This is a genomic window from Cysteiniphilum sp. 19S12-1, from assembly GCF_052030685.1.
Taxonomy (GTDB): Bacteria; Pseudomonadota; Gammaproteobacteria; order Francisellales; family Francisellaceae; genus Caedibacter.
Genome location: NZ_JBQAJM010000007.1, coordinates 37,951 through 54,850, shown reverse-complemented (window position 1 = coordinate 54,850; position 16,900 = coordinate 37,951). Strand labels below are relative to the sequence as shown.

The 16,900-nt window shown below is 37.6% G+C and carries 13 protein-coding genes; 10 read left to right on the top strand and 3 right to left on the bottom strand.

Features of this window, described 5'->3' with window-relative positions; all coding sequences use genetic code 11:
• Positions 1 to 93: 93 nt before the first annotated feature.
• The 6 genes from ACTS4L_RS03645 to ACTS4L_RS03620 all read left to right on the top strand — a co-directional run bounded on the left by ACTS4L_RS03645 (position 94) and on the right by ACTS4L_RS03620 (position 10,322).
• Complete coding sequence (locus ACTS4L_RS03645; protein ID WP_440615635.1) at positions 94 to 555, top strand: hypothetical protein; 462 nt, start codon at positions 94 to 96, stop codon at positions 553 to 555.
• Positions 556 to 706: 151 nt separating this feature from the next.
• Positions 707 to 1,954, top strand: a complete 1,248-nt coding sequence (locus ACTS4L_RS03640) for an MFS transporter (RefSeq protein ID WP_440615636.1) — start codon at positions 707 to 709, stop codon at positions 1,952 to 1,954.
• Positions 1,955 to 1,971: 17 nt separating this feature from the next.
• A complete protein-coding gene (locus ACTS4L_RS03635; protein WP_440615637.1) occupies positions 1,972 to 3,210 on the top strand; it encodes an MFS transporter in 1,239 nt (412 codons plus the stop codon).
• Positions 3,211 to 3,423: 213 nt separating this feature from the next.
• Positions 3,424 to 4,029 (top strand): hypothetical protein, encoded by a 606-nt coding sequence (locus ACTS4L_RS03630; RefSeq protein WP_440651708.1) that lies wholly within the window; start codon positions 3,424 to 3,426, stop codon positions 4,027 to 4,029.
• A gap of 142 nt (positions 4,030 to 4,171) precedes the next feature.
• Complete coding sequence (locus ACTS4L_RS03625) at positions 4,172 to 4,831, top strand: hypothetical protein (RefSeq protein WP_440615639.1); 660 nt, start codon at positions 4,172 to 4,174, stop codon at positions 4,829 to 4,831.
• A 4-nt stretch (positions 4,832 to 4,835) separates the two neighbouring features.
• On the top strand, positions 4,836 to 10,322 hold the full coding sequence (locus ACTS4L_RS03620) for an RHS repeat-associated core domain-containing protein (protein ID WP_440615640.1): 5,487 nt from the start codon (positions 4,836 to 4,838) through the stop codon (positions 10,320 to 10,322).
• A 233-nt stretch (positions 10,323 to 10,555) separates the two neighbouring features.
• On the opposite strand, the gene ACTS4L_RS03615 is transcribed toward ACTS4L_RS03620, so the two are convergent.
• Together ACTS4L_RS03615 and ACTS4L_RS03610 are read right to left on the bottom strand one after the other, a co-directional pair.
• A complete protein-coding gene (locus ACTS4L_RS03615; RefSeq protein ID WP_440615641.1) occupies positions 10,556 to 11,368 on the bottom strand; it encodes a hypothetical protein in 813 nt (270 codons plus the stop codon).
• The gene (locus ACTS4L_RS03610; protein WP_440615642.1) at positions 11,361 to 12,056 is read right to left on the bottom strand and encodes a hypothetical protein; all 696 of its coding nucleotides are present in this window, start codon (positions 12,054 to 12,056) and stop codon (positions 11,361 to 11,363) included. The genes ACTS4L_RS03615 and ACTS4L_RS03610 overlap by 8 nt, the downstream gene beginning before the upstream one ends.
• A 631-nt stretch (positions 12,057 to 12,687) precedes the next feature.
• Between ACTS4L_RS03610 and ACTS4L_RS03605 the strand changes: the two genes are divergently transcribed.
• Both ACTS4L_RS03605 and ACTS4L_RS03600 read left to right on the top strand, forming a co-directional pair.
• Positions 12,688 to 12,876, top strand: coding sequence for a hypothetical protein (locus ACTS4L_RS03605; RefSeq protein ID WP_440615643.1), 189 nt, complete (start codon positions 12,688 to 12,690; stop codon positions 12,874 to 12,876).
• 282 nt (positions 12,877 to 13,158) lie between these two features.
• A complete protein-coding gene (locus ACTS4L_RS03600; RefSeq protein ID WP_440615644.1) occupies positions 13,159 to 13,866 on the top strand; it encodes an SDR family oxidoreductase in 708 nt (235 codons plus the stop codon).
• A 300-nt stretch (positions 13,867 to 14,166) separates the two neighbouring features.
• Here the strand turns inward: ACTS4L_RS03600 and ACTS4L_RS03595 are convergent, their stop codons facing one another.
• Positions 14,167 to 14,310: a hypothetical protein gene (locus ACTS4L_RS03595; RefSeq protein WP_440651706.1), complete on the bottom strand. Its 144-nt coding sequence runs from the start codon at positions 14,308 to 14,310 to the stop codon at positions 14,167 to 14,169.
• 126 nt (positions 14,311 to 14,436) lie between these two features.
• Between ACTS4L_RS03595 and gshB the strand changes: the two genes are divergently transcribed.
• Entirely contained in the window at positions 14,437 to 15,393 is a 957-nt protein-coding gene (gene gshB / locus ACTS4L_RS03590; protein WP_440615645.1) for a glutathione synthase, read from the top strand.
• 46 nt (positions 15,394 to 15,439) lie between these two features.
• The gene (hemL, locus tag ACTS4L_RS03585) at positions 15,440 to 16,732 is read left to right on the top strand and encodes a glutamate-1-semialdehyde 2,1-aminomutase (protein ID WP_440615646.1); all 1,293 of its coding nucleotides are present in this window, start codon (positions 15,440 to 15,442) and stop codon (positions 16,730 to 16,732) included.
• Positions 16,733 to 16,900 lie beyond the last annotated feature (168 nt).

Genomic DNA, 16,900 nt, shown 5'->3' with positions numbered 1-16,900 from the left:
CGTGCAGCTTAAGCTGCGCGGGTGAGGGGGTAATTGAAGCTCAACTTATTTTTTCATTATTACTAGCTGTGTTATGTGTAGAAGTTATATATCATGAAACATCATGCATTTAAAAAGCAGCACAATTTAATAATTGCTTTAGGGGTTTTGGGTCTTTTTTTAAGTATTATTGCATTGCCTGTAATTAACGTTGTCATTAAGAATGCTCTGTTTGTCTTTTCTAATATTTTTTTAACGGGTACTGCAATTTACGATAAAGAAAGACCATTCATTTTAATAAATGGCGCTGTTTTAGTCATCTCACTATTGATTCTTATCAATGTCCCAGCAGTTATAATTGTGGGATTTTGTATCGTAATATCCCTATGGGGTGTCATTTATTTGTTTAAGCTATATAGATTAAACGTATATTTTATAATGGCTAGCATGGGATTTATAGCGCTTAACCTTGGCACGCTATTTAACTTTATTAGTTTCCAAAAACAGCTTCATGTTAGTTGCAGGCGTCATGTTGATGATTTATGGCAGTGCGACTATAGTCAGAGGATATATTAGTGGATGGGTTTTTGCTATTCTAAACTTAATATTTGCAATAGTAGCGTTGTATTCAATCTAATCCCCTTATATTTAGTGTATTTTCCACGTGTTTACTCAAGTGATTTGAGGGTAGAATCAGCGTTTTCGTATTGAATTAATAAATGTTACTATGACATATTCAAAAAAATTACCGGTAATTGCAGCGGTCTCTGGCAGTCTTTTAGAGTGGTATGAGTCCTCGCTTTACTTGTACTTGTCACCAATTTTGGCAGTGCTATTTTTTCCATCAAAGAGTGCTTTGATCTCGTTGATGTTAGCCTTTTTTGTTTTTATGAGTGGCTATTTTATTCGTCCGATTGGTGCTTTTGTTATGGGTGCTATGGCGGATAAATATGGGCGCAAAAAAGTGCTTATTCTAACCCTTATTGTAATGACAAGTTGTGCGGTTGTGATTGGTTGCTTACCAACGGCGGAGCACATTGGTGTCTTGGCAGCTGTATTTTTAATGCTGTTAAGATTGGTTCAAGGATTTAGTGTGAGTAGTGAGTTAAGCGTGTCTGCTGTTTTTTTAGCTGAACACGCTACACGAAAAGACAAAGCGTTCAAAGCAAGTTTGCCAATGGGGACAGCCTTCTTAGGCGTACTAATCGCAGCCGCAACGGTTTATGTATTGAGTATGGTGTTTACGCAGTCACAAATGTATGAGTATGGTTGGCGTATTCCTTTTTTATTGTCATTTATCTTTGGCATGCCAGTGTTGTATTTTAGAATAAAAACGCCTGAATCTACAGTTTTTGCCAATGCAAAAAAAGAGCAAAGACCTGCATTATTAGCCATTAAAACAGCAAAAATACCAATTATAAAAGCAACTTTATTAACTGCGGTTATGGCAATGTGCAACTATATTTTGGTAGGTTACTTCCCAACCTATAGTGTGCAATTTGCTAAATTGCCATTGAGTTTTTCTTACACAATTAATTTTATGGCCTTGGGGCTGCTTATCCTTCTCTTCCCCTTAATTGGTTGTTTAGCCAGAAAATACTGTTACGTAAAACTGTTCAGACTAGGTATAGTGATAGTTATGTTATTGGTTTTTCCGGTGTTTTTTCTGCTGCAAAAAAACACTATGCTATCTGTTTTAAGTGCGCAGATTTTGTTTGCATTTGCTGCCTCGTTTGTAACAGCGCTATTGCCGGTAGTCTTAATGGATATGTTTAAGTCAGGCATTATTGCAACAGGCTCTGCAGTAGGCTATAACCTCGGGCAGGCAATTTTTGGCGGTACGATACCTATGGTAGCTTTATGGTTGTATAGCAAAACAGGTAACGCTGTTTCAATTGCGATTTATATGGCGATTGTCTGCGTATTTGCTTTGACCGCATCGCACAGGGTGAAACCTTATAAACTAAGTTATTAGGAGTGACAATTGGCGTTATGGTAAAAGCAAGCAAACCTCAGTTTAAATCAATTAAACTAACCTTAGTGGTCAGTGTCTTTTTATTGTACTACTGCTTTGACTATTTATTGCAAATTTCTATCAGTACTTTGCTGCCTACCATTCAATTTGAGTTAGGTTTAAGTCTTGTTCAGCTTGGCACACTAGGCGCAATTTTTTTTGTCAGCTACATTGGTTTGCAGATTCCTGACGGACATATGATTGATTACTTTGGTGCAAGATATGTTGCTATTGTAATGAGTGTTTTCTGCTTATTAGGCGCTGTGGTTATGTCTTTGATAAACACCTATTCGGGTTTATTAATGTCGAGGTTACTCATAGGCGTTGGTTCAAGTATGGCATTTGTTTGCGCCGTTTGTGTGATAACTCAATATACAGCGATTAAATATCATTCACTACTAATTAGTGTATTGCAGGCTTTTGTGGGCATAGGTGCCATTTTAGGACAAACCCCTATTGCTTACCTGACTCAAATATATTCATGGCAACAAATTGCATTTGTTTTAGCAGTGATAAGCTTGCTATTTGTTGTTACCTTTTTGACGTTACCCAAAAGTGACAAAATGCTCAGGGGAGCAAGGGAGTTCCATCCAAGATATTCACAGAATCTCTGGCACGCTGCAAAGAAGGCAGTGTGTAATAAGCTTCACCTGCAGCTTGGTTTTGCGGGTTTTGTGGCATGGTCGCCAGTGGCGTCATTGGCTGGATTTTGGCTTATTCCTGCGTTTAAGTCATTACGACATATTGCTGAAGTAGAGATTAGTCTTTTGCTTTCCATGTTTTGGCTGGGTTTAGCTATCGGTGCGATTTTAATGCCTATAGTTTCAGAGTGGCTAAAACAAAGAAAGCCAATATTGACCTATGGTTTTTTATTACAGTTTATTGCTTTTATATTTACTTTCTATTTAGGTGATAGTAGTTTGCTTTGGGTGATTATAGGACTGTTTTTATTAGGTTTTATTGCGCCAATTCAAGGGTTTGTGTTAGTTATTGCCAAGGATGCCTCGCAAGAAAATTTTGGATTGGTTGGTGGGATATTAAATTTATTTGGCGCGGTAAGTGGTGGTATAATGCAGTTTCTCGTAGGTCTATTATTGAGTCTATGTACCTCGTTTGTAGAGAATCCTTATTTTTGGGTGTTATTAATTTATCCGATATTGTCATTAATTGCATGGTTTACGATTAAGTTTTATTTAAAAGAAACCTATCAAACATGAGCAGTAGTTAAAATTAAGTGATGATAAATATTAATATTGGCGGATTAAATTACTTTTCGTGACATCAACTAAATAAAAACTGGCTATGTTCATCGATTCATCCATTGATGATGTTAAGTGGTTTCCACGTATTGCTCCAGTCGTTATGTCTGTAATTTACTTATATCTTCTTTTTTTAGGAAGATGAAAACTTATTTTATCAATTCTAATTTTATGGGGCAGAATATGCAAAAATATTTTTATAATAATGATGTGTTGTTAGCTAACAGTATAGTTTTAAAATTATTTCTATTCATGGTGGGTTTCTTTTCGATATCCACGCTTTCTTATGCAGGTGGTTTTACTTTTAGGTTCCATAATAAAACCAGTAATTACTGTTTTTATAATTTTGGATCAACCGTTGCTGACAGTAATGTTACCAATGGAAATGTTATTTGTGATAGTTCAGAATGCCCGATGAATAGTGATACAGGTAATCGTTATTTGGATTTAACTAAAAGCAATATGCCAGCAAGTCATCCAAAGTTAATCTTAAAGCCTGGGGGGGCTTTATCATTGACCTTTCCATCGGATACATATAGTTTTGTGATGGTTATTGCAATTGGTCAATATATCGGCGGCAAATGTATAACTTCTCACGAAAACCAGTTATATCAATATCGTCCGTCAATGACGATATTGGCGCACTTCCCTGCTTCTTCTAGAAATACATTGTACGTTTTGGGTACAAAGTATTACCATGACAGTGAACGTAACGATGATGGCAATTCATTTCCAATTGCTTGGAATCATAGTGAACAGAGGAATGAATGGAAGTAAGATCTGTATGCTTATGCTTATCCTTCATTAGTTAAGCTACCATTTCAGGTCTATTTACCAAATGGGTATGATTATGGGAGTACCTCGACATCAATAGATATCGAAATGATTAATTAACGATGCTAATGGAGATGATAAAGCGATGAAAAAATTACATTATATACTTAAACTGATATTGCTGATGAATTTTTATATTTTACCTACAATTACATTTGCTGTTGATTATCACCGGATATATAACCAGTTTTATGATGCATACTATGATCCATATCGAACTGCCTCAGTAGAAATTGTAAATGATACAATGAGTAAGTGTTTTGGTCATTTTACTTATGTTAATGCAAAGGATGAACCTGGTAAGGCAATTCCATTTCAGCGAAATCAGGAAATCAAACCAGGTGAGTCAATGACAGCTTTTATGTATCCTCCCTCTGGTTATTCCTTTAATGAGTTAGTTCAGGCACAGGTTGGTAAGTATAACGACCAGGGTGACTGTGTTTTTGATGATGCTAACCATGATATGATTGAGGTGCCAGTTCACATAAGAAGTGTGACAGGACACAATCACTGCAATGCTAATGTACCAGACAATATTTTATATAACACTAATTCTGATGAGAGCGCCGGAAGAATTATTAGATCACAAGGAGATACACAGGGGAATGATTGTCCAGGAAGCGGTAGATCAGGTGAGAATATTTCCTATACAGTTTATTTGCACGATAGAGGGACATCTTATTTTGGTTGGACGAAACCAGCAGAGAGTGTATCTGTAGCTGATACTCAGAGTTTAGAGGTATAGTGATATGAATAAAAAAGTGATATCCGTTGTAATGTTATCTGGCCTGCAATTTACACAGTTGTGTTTTGCATCAGTCAGTAATTTGCCAGCGGTGACGGTAAGGCATGATAAGGTTGAGGTGACCTTATTATCAAAAGGCCATGCTGATGCTCATCGTATGAATGATCTTAACGATGAATCTGTTGCTCAAAAGAAGCAACACAAGCAATCGCAGGTAAACTTGAATGCAAGTGGTGATGCGGATGGTAAGAAAGCGGCAGCCAGTAATACGGAAGCTAAAAAAGCATTTGCGAGCCCCTTTGATGTTACGGTTAATCCGGTAACGGGGACAGCGTCAGCAAGCATCACCTTGCCAAATGTAAGTGCGTTTTCTGCATCGTCACCGTCGATGAGTTATGACTCCGGTTTTGATCTTTCTTATTTTGGAGGAGATGGTCGTTTATTAGGTTTGCCAAAGCATATGTTTTTTAGTGATATTCCCTTTATTCTGCAGAAAGAGAACCGGTATGTTCTCTATATCAAAGGGGCTGGTACTTATTATAATCCTAATTACAGCAGTATTTCGACTGATGGCAAGACACTGATAAAAAGCAACCTTGTTTATGGGGCAAGTGCGTTGTATAAATTAGATAAAATAGCAGGCGATCTTCATATTTATAATGCTGAAAAAGATGCATTTACAACGGTAAATTATCACTGGGTCATTCGTTACAAAACGGGTCAGCATATCTATTTCTCAGACAAAGGTCTGGCGGTGGCAGTGACGGATGACAGGTATGTGGATAATCAGAAATATAATCAATATCACAGCCTTCAATACATCTATGCATCTCAAGTCAAAAATCCACTCTACAATAAATTAGTTGGCATTAAAGATGCATTGGGTGAGATTCAATTGAGTTGTGATCATAATAACATCAATATACATTATTTGAAAAACGCTAGCGGTGATGCTTATCAGGCTCAGTTAAAGCTCAATTACGACGGTTCACTACATTCTTTTGCTAATACAGTTGGTAAAGAGTACAGTGCTGTAAATGCTGCTTCAGAGGTATATAACCATGTGATTTTTAAATACGATCCTAATTATGACAATCTTCTTCAGCAGGTAACACAGGGTGTATCGCAAGGCTTATCAGGTAATGCTACGACATGGCTTAAGGCTATTACAATTAATTACGAGGATGGTTCGCGTATTGGTTCACCTGTTCCCATTGTCAATAAGGTGACACATGAGTCGTTGTTAGATGCAAAGGAACAAAACACATTAACCTATCAGTATCATGGAGCATATAACAACGGTTTGAAGTTTGGCGAGGATACCATGATGGAGGATCCTACTGGTGAGCCGGATAAAGTGATGTATAGTCGAACAGTTATTGATGGAGATTTACAGACAGTCAAGCGTTATAACTACCTAAGTAATGCGATCGAAACACTTACTAGAAGCTGCAATAGTGGAGGGAGTTGTGATCTTTTGTCGAAACAGCGTTTGATTTATCCCGCGCCTGTGAGCTATGGATCACGCAAGGTTTTGCCAAGTGATTTCAGGTTACCCATCACAACGGAAACGATTACCTATAATAAAGCAAGTCAACCTGTTTTTTATCAATTACAACAAAAAGCATATAATGATTATAATCAAACTACGTCATCCAAGGTATATGCGCCAACAGCCTGTACGAGTGATGATTGTATTGCTAATAAAACAGGAGAACTGATTTACGAGGAAAGCACTGTTTATGACAGTGATAATCATCTGTTACCGCAACGCAAAACAGTGAAGGATTATTTGGCGACAAACGATGGCGCTCAAATGGTACGAGTTTTGCAAACGGATTATACCAATGCCGATGGGTTATTGGTAAGAAAAGAAGAAAAAAGTGGTTTTGGATCTTCTGATTTAACGACCGACAGAACCATTGGTTATCAGTACAGTACGCTAAATCATTATTGCTCTGCAGAGGGTATTCCCACAGATCAATCACTGAATATTTCAACGCATGATTATGTAAAAGCACCCGGGTTACTATGTCAGGAAACAATTCAAGCTGATAATAAATCATTGACGTATTATTCCTTTTACCTGCAGCAGGCTCATGCTTCACAATATCCAGATATTATTACTTATAGTAGTTCCCCTTATAGTGATAAATATGTATTTGGCTCAATTAAGACAGATGGTTTTAATAATTCCGTATTGAATGAGGTTAAGCCCTCAGGCTTGATGACGACTATGCAATATGATGTTAGTGGTCGAAAATTACGTGAAACAAAACCTAATGGCTTAAGCAATCGTTGGTACTATGACGATCGTCAGAATACGATTATCCAGATAGATAGTGTAGGCAATGCCCAGAAGCGTTATTTGGATACGGCTGGACATGTTATTAAAACAGAAATGTTGAATAAAGCGGTGCAGAACCCTATAACCGCAGGGGCTGGTTCATGGAGTCTGATTTCTGCAATAAGCTATGATTATCAGATTGGGCAGCCTGTTTTAAGCCAAGATCGTTTTGGTAATGACACGGTTTATAGCTATGATGAGTTTTTACGCCCTGCTGGGCAGATAAGTTATTGGGGCGATCATGAAACAGGGAAAATCAAAAACGCACTGCATTATGCGTACAATGCGGTTTGTGGCAGTGTTCCAGGGTTTGATGACTCGCTATGTTATATGACGCAGCAGGCAAGTCTTAACGCAACAACTTATCAAAAGAGTTATAGCTGGTTAGGTAAGGAGATTTATCGTAAAAGCTACGCGAATGGTCAGCTTAAGCAGAAGTTTGCACAGAGCTTTGACGGATTAGGTCATACGTTAGTGCAAAAAAGTTTTTATATAGGGCAATCAGAGGATACAGCTAAAGTTAGAAAGAAAGTAATCGATAGCTATGACGCTCAAGGTCGGTTGACAAAACAAAGTATGACGTTGGCAGATAAGCCTTATAGTCAAGTGACCTATCGCTATGATGATTTTAGTAATCAGATTATGCAGGCTCAGTTATTTGATCCTGCAAATACATCTGAGGTCTTTTTTAGCTCTCCTATTACGCACTTTAACATACAGGGTCAGGCAACAGGCGTCTGCTATGACAAAGGTAAGATTTGTAAAGCTTATCAGTATGATGAGGATGGACGACTTGCTCAGGAGACGGATTACAATGGTAATGTAACAAAATATGCCTATGCTAATCAGAATGATTCAGATAAGGGCAGACTTGCCGGGATGCCTTACAAAGTGGAGCATTACACGCCAGATAATAGACTGGAGTTATCACTAAGCAGTCGATATGATCAACACACAGGGCAAATAAGTCATCTTCAGTATCTATCAGATCATGGCATTCATGGAAGTATTGATTACCAATATGATTTTCAGGGGCATGTAACTCAGGCGACTTACTCAGGAGATATGCCATCACAGACAGTGACAGATGAATATGATCCTGCAACGGGTCTTTTGGTAAACCATGAAATTAATCACAATAAAATTCACTATGTCTATGATATGGGGAGATTAACGACGCTAAGCAATAATTATGGCGATTCGGTGAGCTTGTCATATAATGATTACAGTGCAGACAATCCGTTGATTTCGGGCTTATCAAAAAGTATTTCTTATACTGCAAGCAATCCATCGACGAGCATTACCCAACAATTTAGTTATGATAAGGAAGGGCGAGAACAACAAAACCAGTATCTTAAAGATGGTAATATCTATCTCACAACGGAGAATACCTATAATGCGTATGACAATATTATACAAAAAAATGTTTCTGCAGCAGATGGTACGGATGATAACGTAAACAATGTAACCAATTACACTTATAATGCGCTGGATCAGTTAATGCAAAGCAGGGTTAGTATAGCAAAGGAGACGCAAGCGCAACTGACACATCAATATCGTTATGATATTTTGGGCAATATGGTTGAGGATATTAGTAATCATAGAGATATCGAATATGGCTATGATTTGAGCCGTCTGGGGCAGTTGAAGACGGAGTTAGATAAGACAAATAATATTACCAAGACCTACGCCTATGATAATAATGGTAATTTAACGCATATTAACAATGCGCTGATCTATATGTATGACAGCATGAATCGTTTAAAGACTTATGTCAGTGAACAAGGTACGCAAACAGATTATGCGTATGATCCTTCAGGGCAAAGAATCTATAAAGGAAATCAAACGAATGGCATCTATTACTATGATGGTGGTGAACTAGAAAGTAGTAAATCAGGTGACAGCACTGCTAGTTATCTGGGGCATTTTATCCGTTACTATAAGGATAACGGTCAGATTGAGAAACAGTTATTGCTTTCTACAGGTAGAAACTCTCCCGCTGATTTTAATCTCAATACGGGGAAGTCAAACAGTGTCTTTTTAGATGACTATGGTCTGCAGATCGATTTAAAGACAGGGAACAAGCTAAGTGCAAACAGTCACACTCAAAGCACACAGGCGTCATTTGCGTTAAGTGATAACCCATATCAGTATGGTGGCGCTTATTACGATAGCGAGAGTGGGAATTATTATATGCAATCGCGCTATTATTCTCCTGAGCTAAAGCAATTTATCTCCAGAGATGATCGGAATTTAAATCGGTTTGCTGCATTTAATGGCTCGCCGACTATGAATATTGATCCAAATGGGCATGATGCAATTAGTATAGCGTCGTATAGCACATCAGGATTGTCAATACTGCTAGGTGTTTGTGGTATATTACTAACGCCAGAAACTGGTGGGACATCGCTAGCATTAGGTATGTTGAACTATGGACTAGATGTGACTTCTGCTCTTGCAGGACTGTCATCCACAGTGTTGACTGGAATATCCATGTTTAGAAATGGGTTTAATGCAGATGTTAGCAGTATTCTTTTTGCTGTTACCGCGCCATTGGATCTGCTGAATATTGCCAGAGTTACAATGATAACCGCTAGACTAGATAAGAATATTGAAATTTTAAAAGTAGCTTACTCTGAGAAGTATGTGAGAGATCCAGTAGCGAAAATCAAAAAAGCATCGAGGGATAATAGTGAACAATTTTCTACTATCCTAGAACCAGAAAAAAATAGGTATACTACAAATATTAGCGAAAGTAATGTTGATATTAAAGAATCTAAAGATAGTAGTAGTTATGCTAATAAGGAGGATTCTATTCCTGATAATGGTGAGGCAGTTTATAACGATGCTATAGCTAGGTTCGATAATCGTGAGCAATGGTATTTGGTTGTCGATAATGTACATTCTTTGGACATGATGGCTGTGCGCTTGGCTCAGAAGTATATGAAGCTTACTATTGATGAATATCGACTAAACTCTCCGTTAATAGATATAGAACTTAAGGACTTAAAGGCAGAGTATGATATTCTTGTATCAAAAAAGAAAGTCAGCAATTGGTTATTAAGACGTAAATCAAGGGTATTTATAGTAGCGATCAATAAGTTCACTGCTAGTACTTACAGGGTCGATCACCCTAGCAAATGACACTTCAACATATTGAACGACATTTATCTTTGCCGGTTATGAGTAACCTCAGTTCGAAGTTACGGTTTATAAAACACTCAATTTTTTCTGCCCAACAATAGAGATAGGATCAATAACCCATGAAGCAAGGCATGCAATCAAATGTGTATGTACATGCATGTACAGGTAAACGATGTCTTTTATGTCATAACAGTAAACTGGTTTTCAAATGATCAATAAAGTTAACCGTTGTGTTACTTTTGTTGGGTCAATAAGTCTTTAACAATTGCATATACAAGTTCGTGCATATTGCGTATATTCAGCCATAGTGCATAACGTGTATTGCAATTAAAGAGTGAGATGAGCTTTTTTACAATAATTTCTGCTGTTCGAGAAGAGCGGTAAATCTGGGTTGAAATATCTTTATTTGTGATATAGCCATGATAAATAGCTAACAATGTCTTTTTTTCTGATAAGTTGAGCTGACTGATCAATGTGTAAGCTGGATTGGCGATTGTATTTAGTTGAATTGGATTTGCTACCCCAGTGATATTGCATTGATCAATGGCATATTGTTTATCCATCATCATATTGGCAAGTGCATTATTAAATTGCTGGAGAACTGGATATATCTCACCGATAGATATTTTAATATCATGCAAATACTGAAAACCTAAGGTGATAAGGTTAATTGAATTATCTGTATTTAAAATTTTGGCAACAATAATGGGTAGAAACGGGTCGAGTGTCAATGCTAAATTACTAGGCAGGTCTGGGGCTAGTTTTTGTAAGCTGTTATAGTAAAAAAGATGTGGTAACTGAAGTAAATTGTGATAACCATATAATGGATCAGCGCTAATAGGTTGACTATAATGCCAATCAAAGTAATTATGTTGATGAAGCGGAATATCAAATACCGTATCGTCAGGTTTTATAATGTTTAGGTGAACACTGCTAGCGCCTGTTTTCTGAATAAGGTTTTTGACAAGTGAACGAAAAATATGAAAATACTTAGGTAAGAAATGGAAGTAATGGTCGTTGATAAGTATTTCACGCTTGTTAGCCATGATGATGCCCCATTAATTTCTTTGCAATATAGTATCGCATAATTGCATCACTGTGGTTAATTTTTGCTAATAATACATATCGATCTTTGGCACAAAATTTATCTTTGAGACTTGAAATTAAGTCTTCAATTCTTCGAATGGATAGTTGTAAAAATTCGGAGAGTTCCTTATCGCTATATTTATCGCAATACATAGCTGCAAAACAGTCACTTTCAACGTGAGTGAGGGAAATATTTGGTTGAGGTAGCTCATCAACTAATCCCGTAAAGTTAGGATTTCCTCTATAAACCGTATGGCTAATTTCTGCCTGATCAATAAATTTGAGTAAGTGATTCCAGTGTGAGTGCGTTGTTGTTATCGCCATGCTAGTATCTGTTTGTGAAAATATGACGATTTCGATGCTTGCATCAAAGTGATAACGACAATAAAAGTAGGTGTCATCTGGTTTTTTAATTAACTGAGTAATTTCTGCAGGAAGTGTATGTTTAATCGTTTCAAGGTTAAACTGGTGTGGCAATTTTAGTATGGTTTGATAAGAGCAAAAGTACTCATAAAGTTGTTCTAAAGCCTTGATGTCAAAATATTTTGCGATTGTCGTTGGCGCTTTCAGTAATTTTACATAACACTCCGAAATTTCTAATTTTAAATAGATCAAAGGGATGTCAGTTGAAAGCATATTGTTTTCCATTTGAGAAATCACCTTGTATAAATAGTTTTCTAAAACCATATTTCTTATGTTGTAAATACAAAACTGATTTTACAGACAGAAGCTTTGCAATGCAATTGTATAAGTTCTTGCTGGACGCCCTGAGTCGTCAGTGTTTGATGCTGTTGTAACTATATAGTGTTCAAGGAGCGCCCAAAGACTCTGTCAAGGGTGGCTATTACCTGCAATTCAATCAACTTCATATTTGATACCCCATTAGTATTACTAAAATTAATTAAACGAAATCCAAGATAATCATAATGAGCTGCGATAAAGCTAACACAAAAGAACTGGGCTACGTTCTGAGTTGAATAGTAGCTTAAGCTTTAAATGATATCAATCGCCTGATCGATTGTGTGAAAATAATACGTATTTTTCACGCAAAACAATAAAGTCTAAAGTGTCATTATAACTATGCGCTTAAGAAACGTTGGTCTTGCAATCTGTTGTGGACTAATAAAGTTAAGGGTAAACGTGGTGGTGCTAACAAGAGTGATTTGTACAAAATTATTTGAATGTTTGCACTTGATCAATAATATAAATTTGGTTTTGGGTTTAAAGAGGTTTAGTTAAATGTAGGATGATTAATATCTATCTTAAAAGGAGAAAAACAATGATTTCTAAAGCATGGTATCTAATAAAAAAAGCTTTTTGGGGTTATGTACGTTGGAATCGAAAATATACTTATTACCAATTAGCTCCTTATGATTGTCGTCATTATCAAATCGTAGAGCCAATACGAGAGCTTGAAGCGGAAGATTCTCAAAATTACAAAAAGCTTAGTCTCTCTAAGGAAGTGTAAGGAAGTGATTGAAATAATAGGTTATGACGATGTTCCAGCCCATTTCGATTGTGTAAGCGCTGGCTGAGCGTAAGTCGAAGCCTTTATTGAAGTGGGTCTTCCCAAGATTACCCACTTCGACTGATGCTCAGTGCATCGCTTCGACTTACGCTCAGGGTACGACGAGCCCTTTTGAGCAAATATTTAGTCTTAGCCAAATAGTATTTGAGTATATTCCACGTGATAAGTTGTTATGATGTATAGAATAATAACTTTATTGGTTTTAGATTAAATCTTAAGAATATGAAGCAAAGAAAAAAAACAATATTAGTTACCGGCGCAAATCGAGGTATTGGTTTGGAGTTTACAAAGCAATATGCTCAGGCGGGTTGTAATGTGATTGCCGCTTATCGAGGGCGTGGAGAATCTGAAGGATTGCTTGAGGCATATCATGCTAATAAAGATAATATTTTATTGGCAACTATCGATGTGTCACGCTGGCAAGACTTCAAAGAGCTCAAGAAAAAACTCGGGGGAGTGCCAATCGACATATTGATTAACAATGCGGGCGTCTATCCTGAGCAGCACGCCAAGTATGGCATTGAGGATATTCCAGTACAAAATTTGATCGAAGCATTAAGTGTTAATACGGTTGGCGCTTATCGTTGTATTCAAAGTTTTTTACCGAATCTTCTATTAGCAGAAGAGGCAAAAGTTATCAATATGTCGAGTCAGGCCGGCTCGATTTCTGAAACAAAAACAGGTTTTGGTTATTCCTATCGAATGTCAAAAGCAGCCCTTAACATGTTGACGCGAACGTTTGCAGCAGATTATAAAGATATTATTACAGTGAGTTTGCGCCCAGGGTGGGTGAAAACAGATATGGGCGGAGATAATGCAACCATTGAAGTTAGCGACAGTGTTGAGCGCATGATCAGCTTTATTAGCTCTTTAACTTATGAGAATTCTGGTAACTTTTATGACTTAGATGGGCGTATATGCTCATGGTAGTTTTTTAACAATTGCAACGTGCTTTGTTTGAGTAGCATTCAATGAAAAGAGCGCGGCATAATCTGTTCTCTGTACGCAATAAGAACCCTTCCCTACATCCCTCCCTTCCCGTTCTTATTGCGTGCAGTTGCTAGAATCTTTATATGCATAACTTTATCCTCGTCACAAACCATTATCTACAAGTTTCTTGCTTTACATTTTCGGCGTTTCTAATACGTTAAAGTTTGGAAATAGTCCCAGTTATTAATGGCACTACCTTAAGCATTAGCTCGTAAATATAGGCTTTGCAACGAAGTTAAATCAACCATCCCTGATAAAAATGGATTGCCACGCATCCATGCTCGCAATGACACCCTCTGACTTGTCATCCTGAGCCAGGATGGCGTGAGGATCCAATGCGAAGCTGCCATGGATGGTTAGTGATCCTCCTAAAGGTAGTGCCATTAGTCCCAGTTTGAATTTACAAGCGCTACAGAACCAAAATCAATAAAAGTGCACAATCAATTCTATGATCAAGATTTAATGGTGTTAGAATTAGCATAAGTTTATCGTGTTAACTTAAGGAACTATATGAAAGTCGCCTTTATTATTGATCCATTACATACCTTTAACATTAAAAAAGACACCGCTTATATGATGATGTTATCTGTTGCTAAAAAAGATTGGCAACAGTATGTGTTTGAATTAGAAGATATATTTGTCGAGGATGGTGTTGCTTATGGCGAGGGTTATGAGCTGACACTAACCGCGAGTAAAGAACATAACAAGTGGTATCACCTAAACCCAATGGATAAAGTGAAGCTGGGTGATTTTGATGCGATTTTTATGCGTAAAGACCCACCCTTTAATATGGAATTCGTCTACGTCACGTATATTTTGGAAATGGCTGAAAAACAGGGGGCGCTCATTATCAATAAGCCACAAACTTTAAGAGATGCCAATGAGAAGTTTTCAATTACACGTTATCCTGATTTAGCGCCAAAAACGATGGTGAGTCGTTCATTTAAAAATATTAAGCGTTTTATGGATGATTATCAGGATGTAGTGGTTAAACCGCTTGATGGCATGGGCGGCGAGTCAATTTTTCGTATCCAACCCAATGATCCGAATAAAAATGTCATTCTTGAAACCATTACCAAATATGAGTCACAATTTATTATGGTGCAGCAATATCAGCCAGAGATTAAAGATGGCGATAAGCGTATTTTAATTGTTGATGGTGAGCCACTGGAGTATTTGGTGGCACGTATTCCAAGTGGTGATGATAGTCGTGGTAATCTCGCGCGAGGTGCATCAACTTTGGTCAGGAAGCTCACCGCTGAAGAATATGAGATTGGTAGTATTGTTGGCAGGGATCTTAAACAAAGTGGCGTGTTGTTTGCCGGCATTGATGTTATTGGTAACTGCTTGACTGAGATTAATATAACCAGTCCAACCATGACACAGCAGATTTATAGTGAAAGTGGGATAAATGCCACAGATATATTAATGGACGTTGTTGAAGATCGGGTAATGAATCGAAAATAAATAACGCCAACAAATAAGCATAAAATAATAAATAGGAATACATAAAATGACAAAATCAGAAAGCTTATTTAATCAAGCAAAGCAATATATTCCAGGTGGTGTCAACTCACCGGTGCGCGCATTTAAAGGTGTCGGCGGCACACCTAAATTCATTGCCAAGGCAAAAGGCGCTTATGTCTATGATGTTGATGGTAATCAATATGTTGATTATGTTGGCTCATGGGGGCCGATGATTTTAAGACATGCCGATGATGATGTGATTAAAGCGGTACAGGAGCAAGCAACCCTTGGCTTAAGTTATGGTGCGCCATGTGAGCTTGAGGTGAAACTGGCGAAGAAGATTTGTGATTTGATTGATAGCATTGATATGGTGCGCTTTGTCAGCTCTGGTACTGAAGCTACAATGAGTGCAGTGCGCTTGGCACGAGGGTATACCAAGCGTGACAAGGTCATTAAATTCGCAGGATGCTATCATGGTCATGCCGATCAGTTTTTAGTGGCAGCAGGGTCTGGGGCATTAACGCTTGGTGTGCCAAACTCACCGGGTGTGCCAAAAGATACGGTTAAAGACACACTAACGGCATCCTTTAATGATCTTGAGAGTGTGGCTAATTTATTTAAAGCCTATCCAGAGCAAATCGCGTGTATTATTCTAGAGCCAATTGCGGGCAATATGAATTTGATCGAACCAACGAAAGCTTTTTTGCAAGGTTTACGTCAATTATGTGATGAGCATGGTGCTTTACTGATCTTTGATGAAGTAATGACAGGGTTTCGTGTTGGCTTAACTGGAGCACAAGGCTTATATCAAATTACCCCTGATTTAACGACTTTTGGTAAAGTTATTGGCGGGGGTATGCCCGTGGGTGCCTTTGGTGGCAAGAAAGAGATTATGGAGCTTGTTGCACCTGTAGGGGGTGTCTATCAAGCAGGTACGTTATCAGGTAATCCAGTGGCAATGATCGCGGGGTTAGTGACCTTAGATAAGATCTCGCAAGATGGCTTCTATGAGGCACTAACAACCAAAACACAAAAACTTGTTGATGGTTTAAATCAAGTTGCTCAATCACAAAATTTCCCCTTTTTGGCAAAAGCTTTGGGTAGTATGTTTGGGGTGTTTTTCACTGACGCACAAGATATTCTAAGCTTTGATGATGTTAAAGCTTGCGATTTAGCGCGCTTTAATCGCTTTTTCCATTTTATGCTTGAGCGTGGTATCTATTTCGCACCATCGGCATTTGAGGCAGGTTTTATGTCAATTGCTCATAGTGACCAAGATATTGATAAAACAGTTGTATTGTTTGCAGAGTTTCTACAAAAAGAAGCTGTAATTGGCTAACCCCTCATTTTAATTTGATAATATGTTAGGATATATTCCTCCATGCTTTCTTATCGGACACTGGTAAAAAAACTTGAATATAAAGACCTATGTGATTAGGATGTCTAGCAGATTGTGAGCTTATTAAAATAATCCCTTTTTTAAGTGGTCTCATATAACCTAATCATC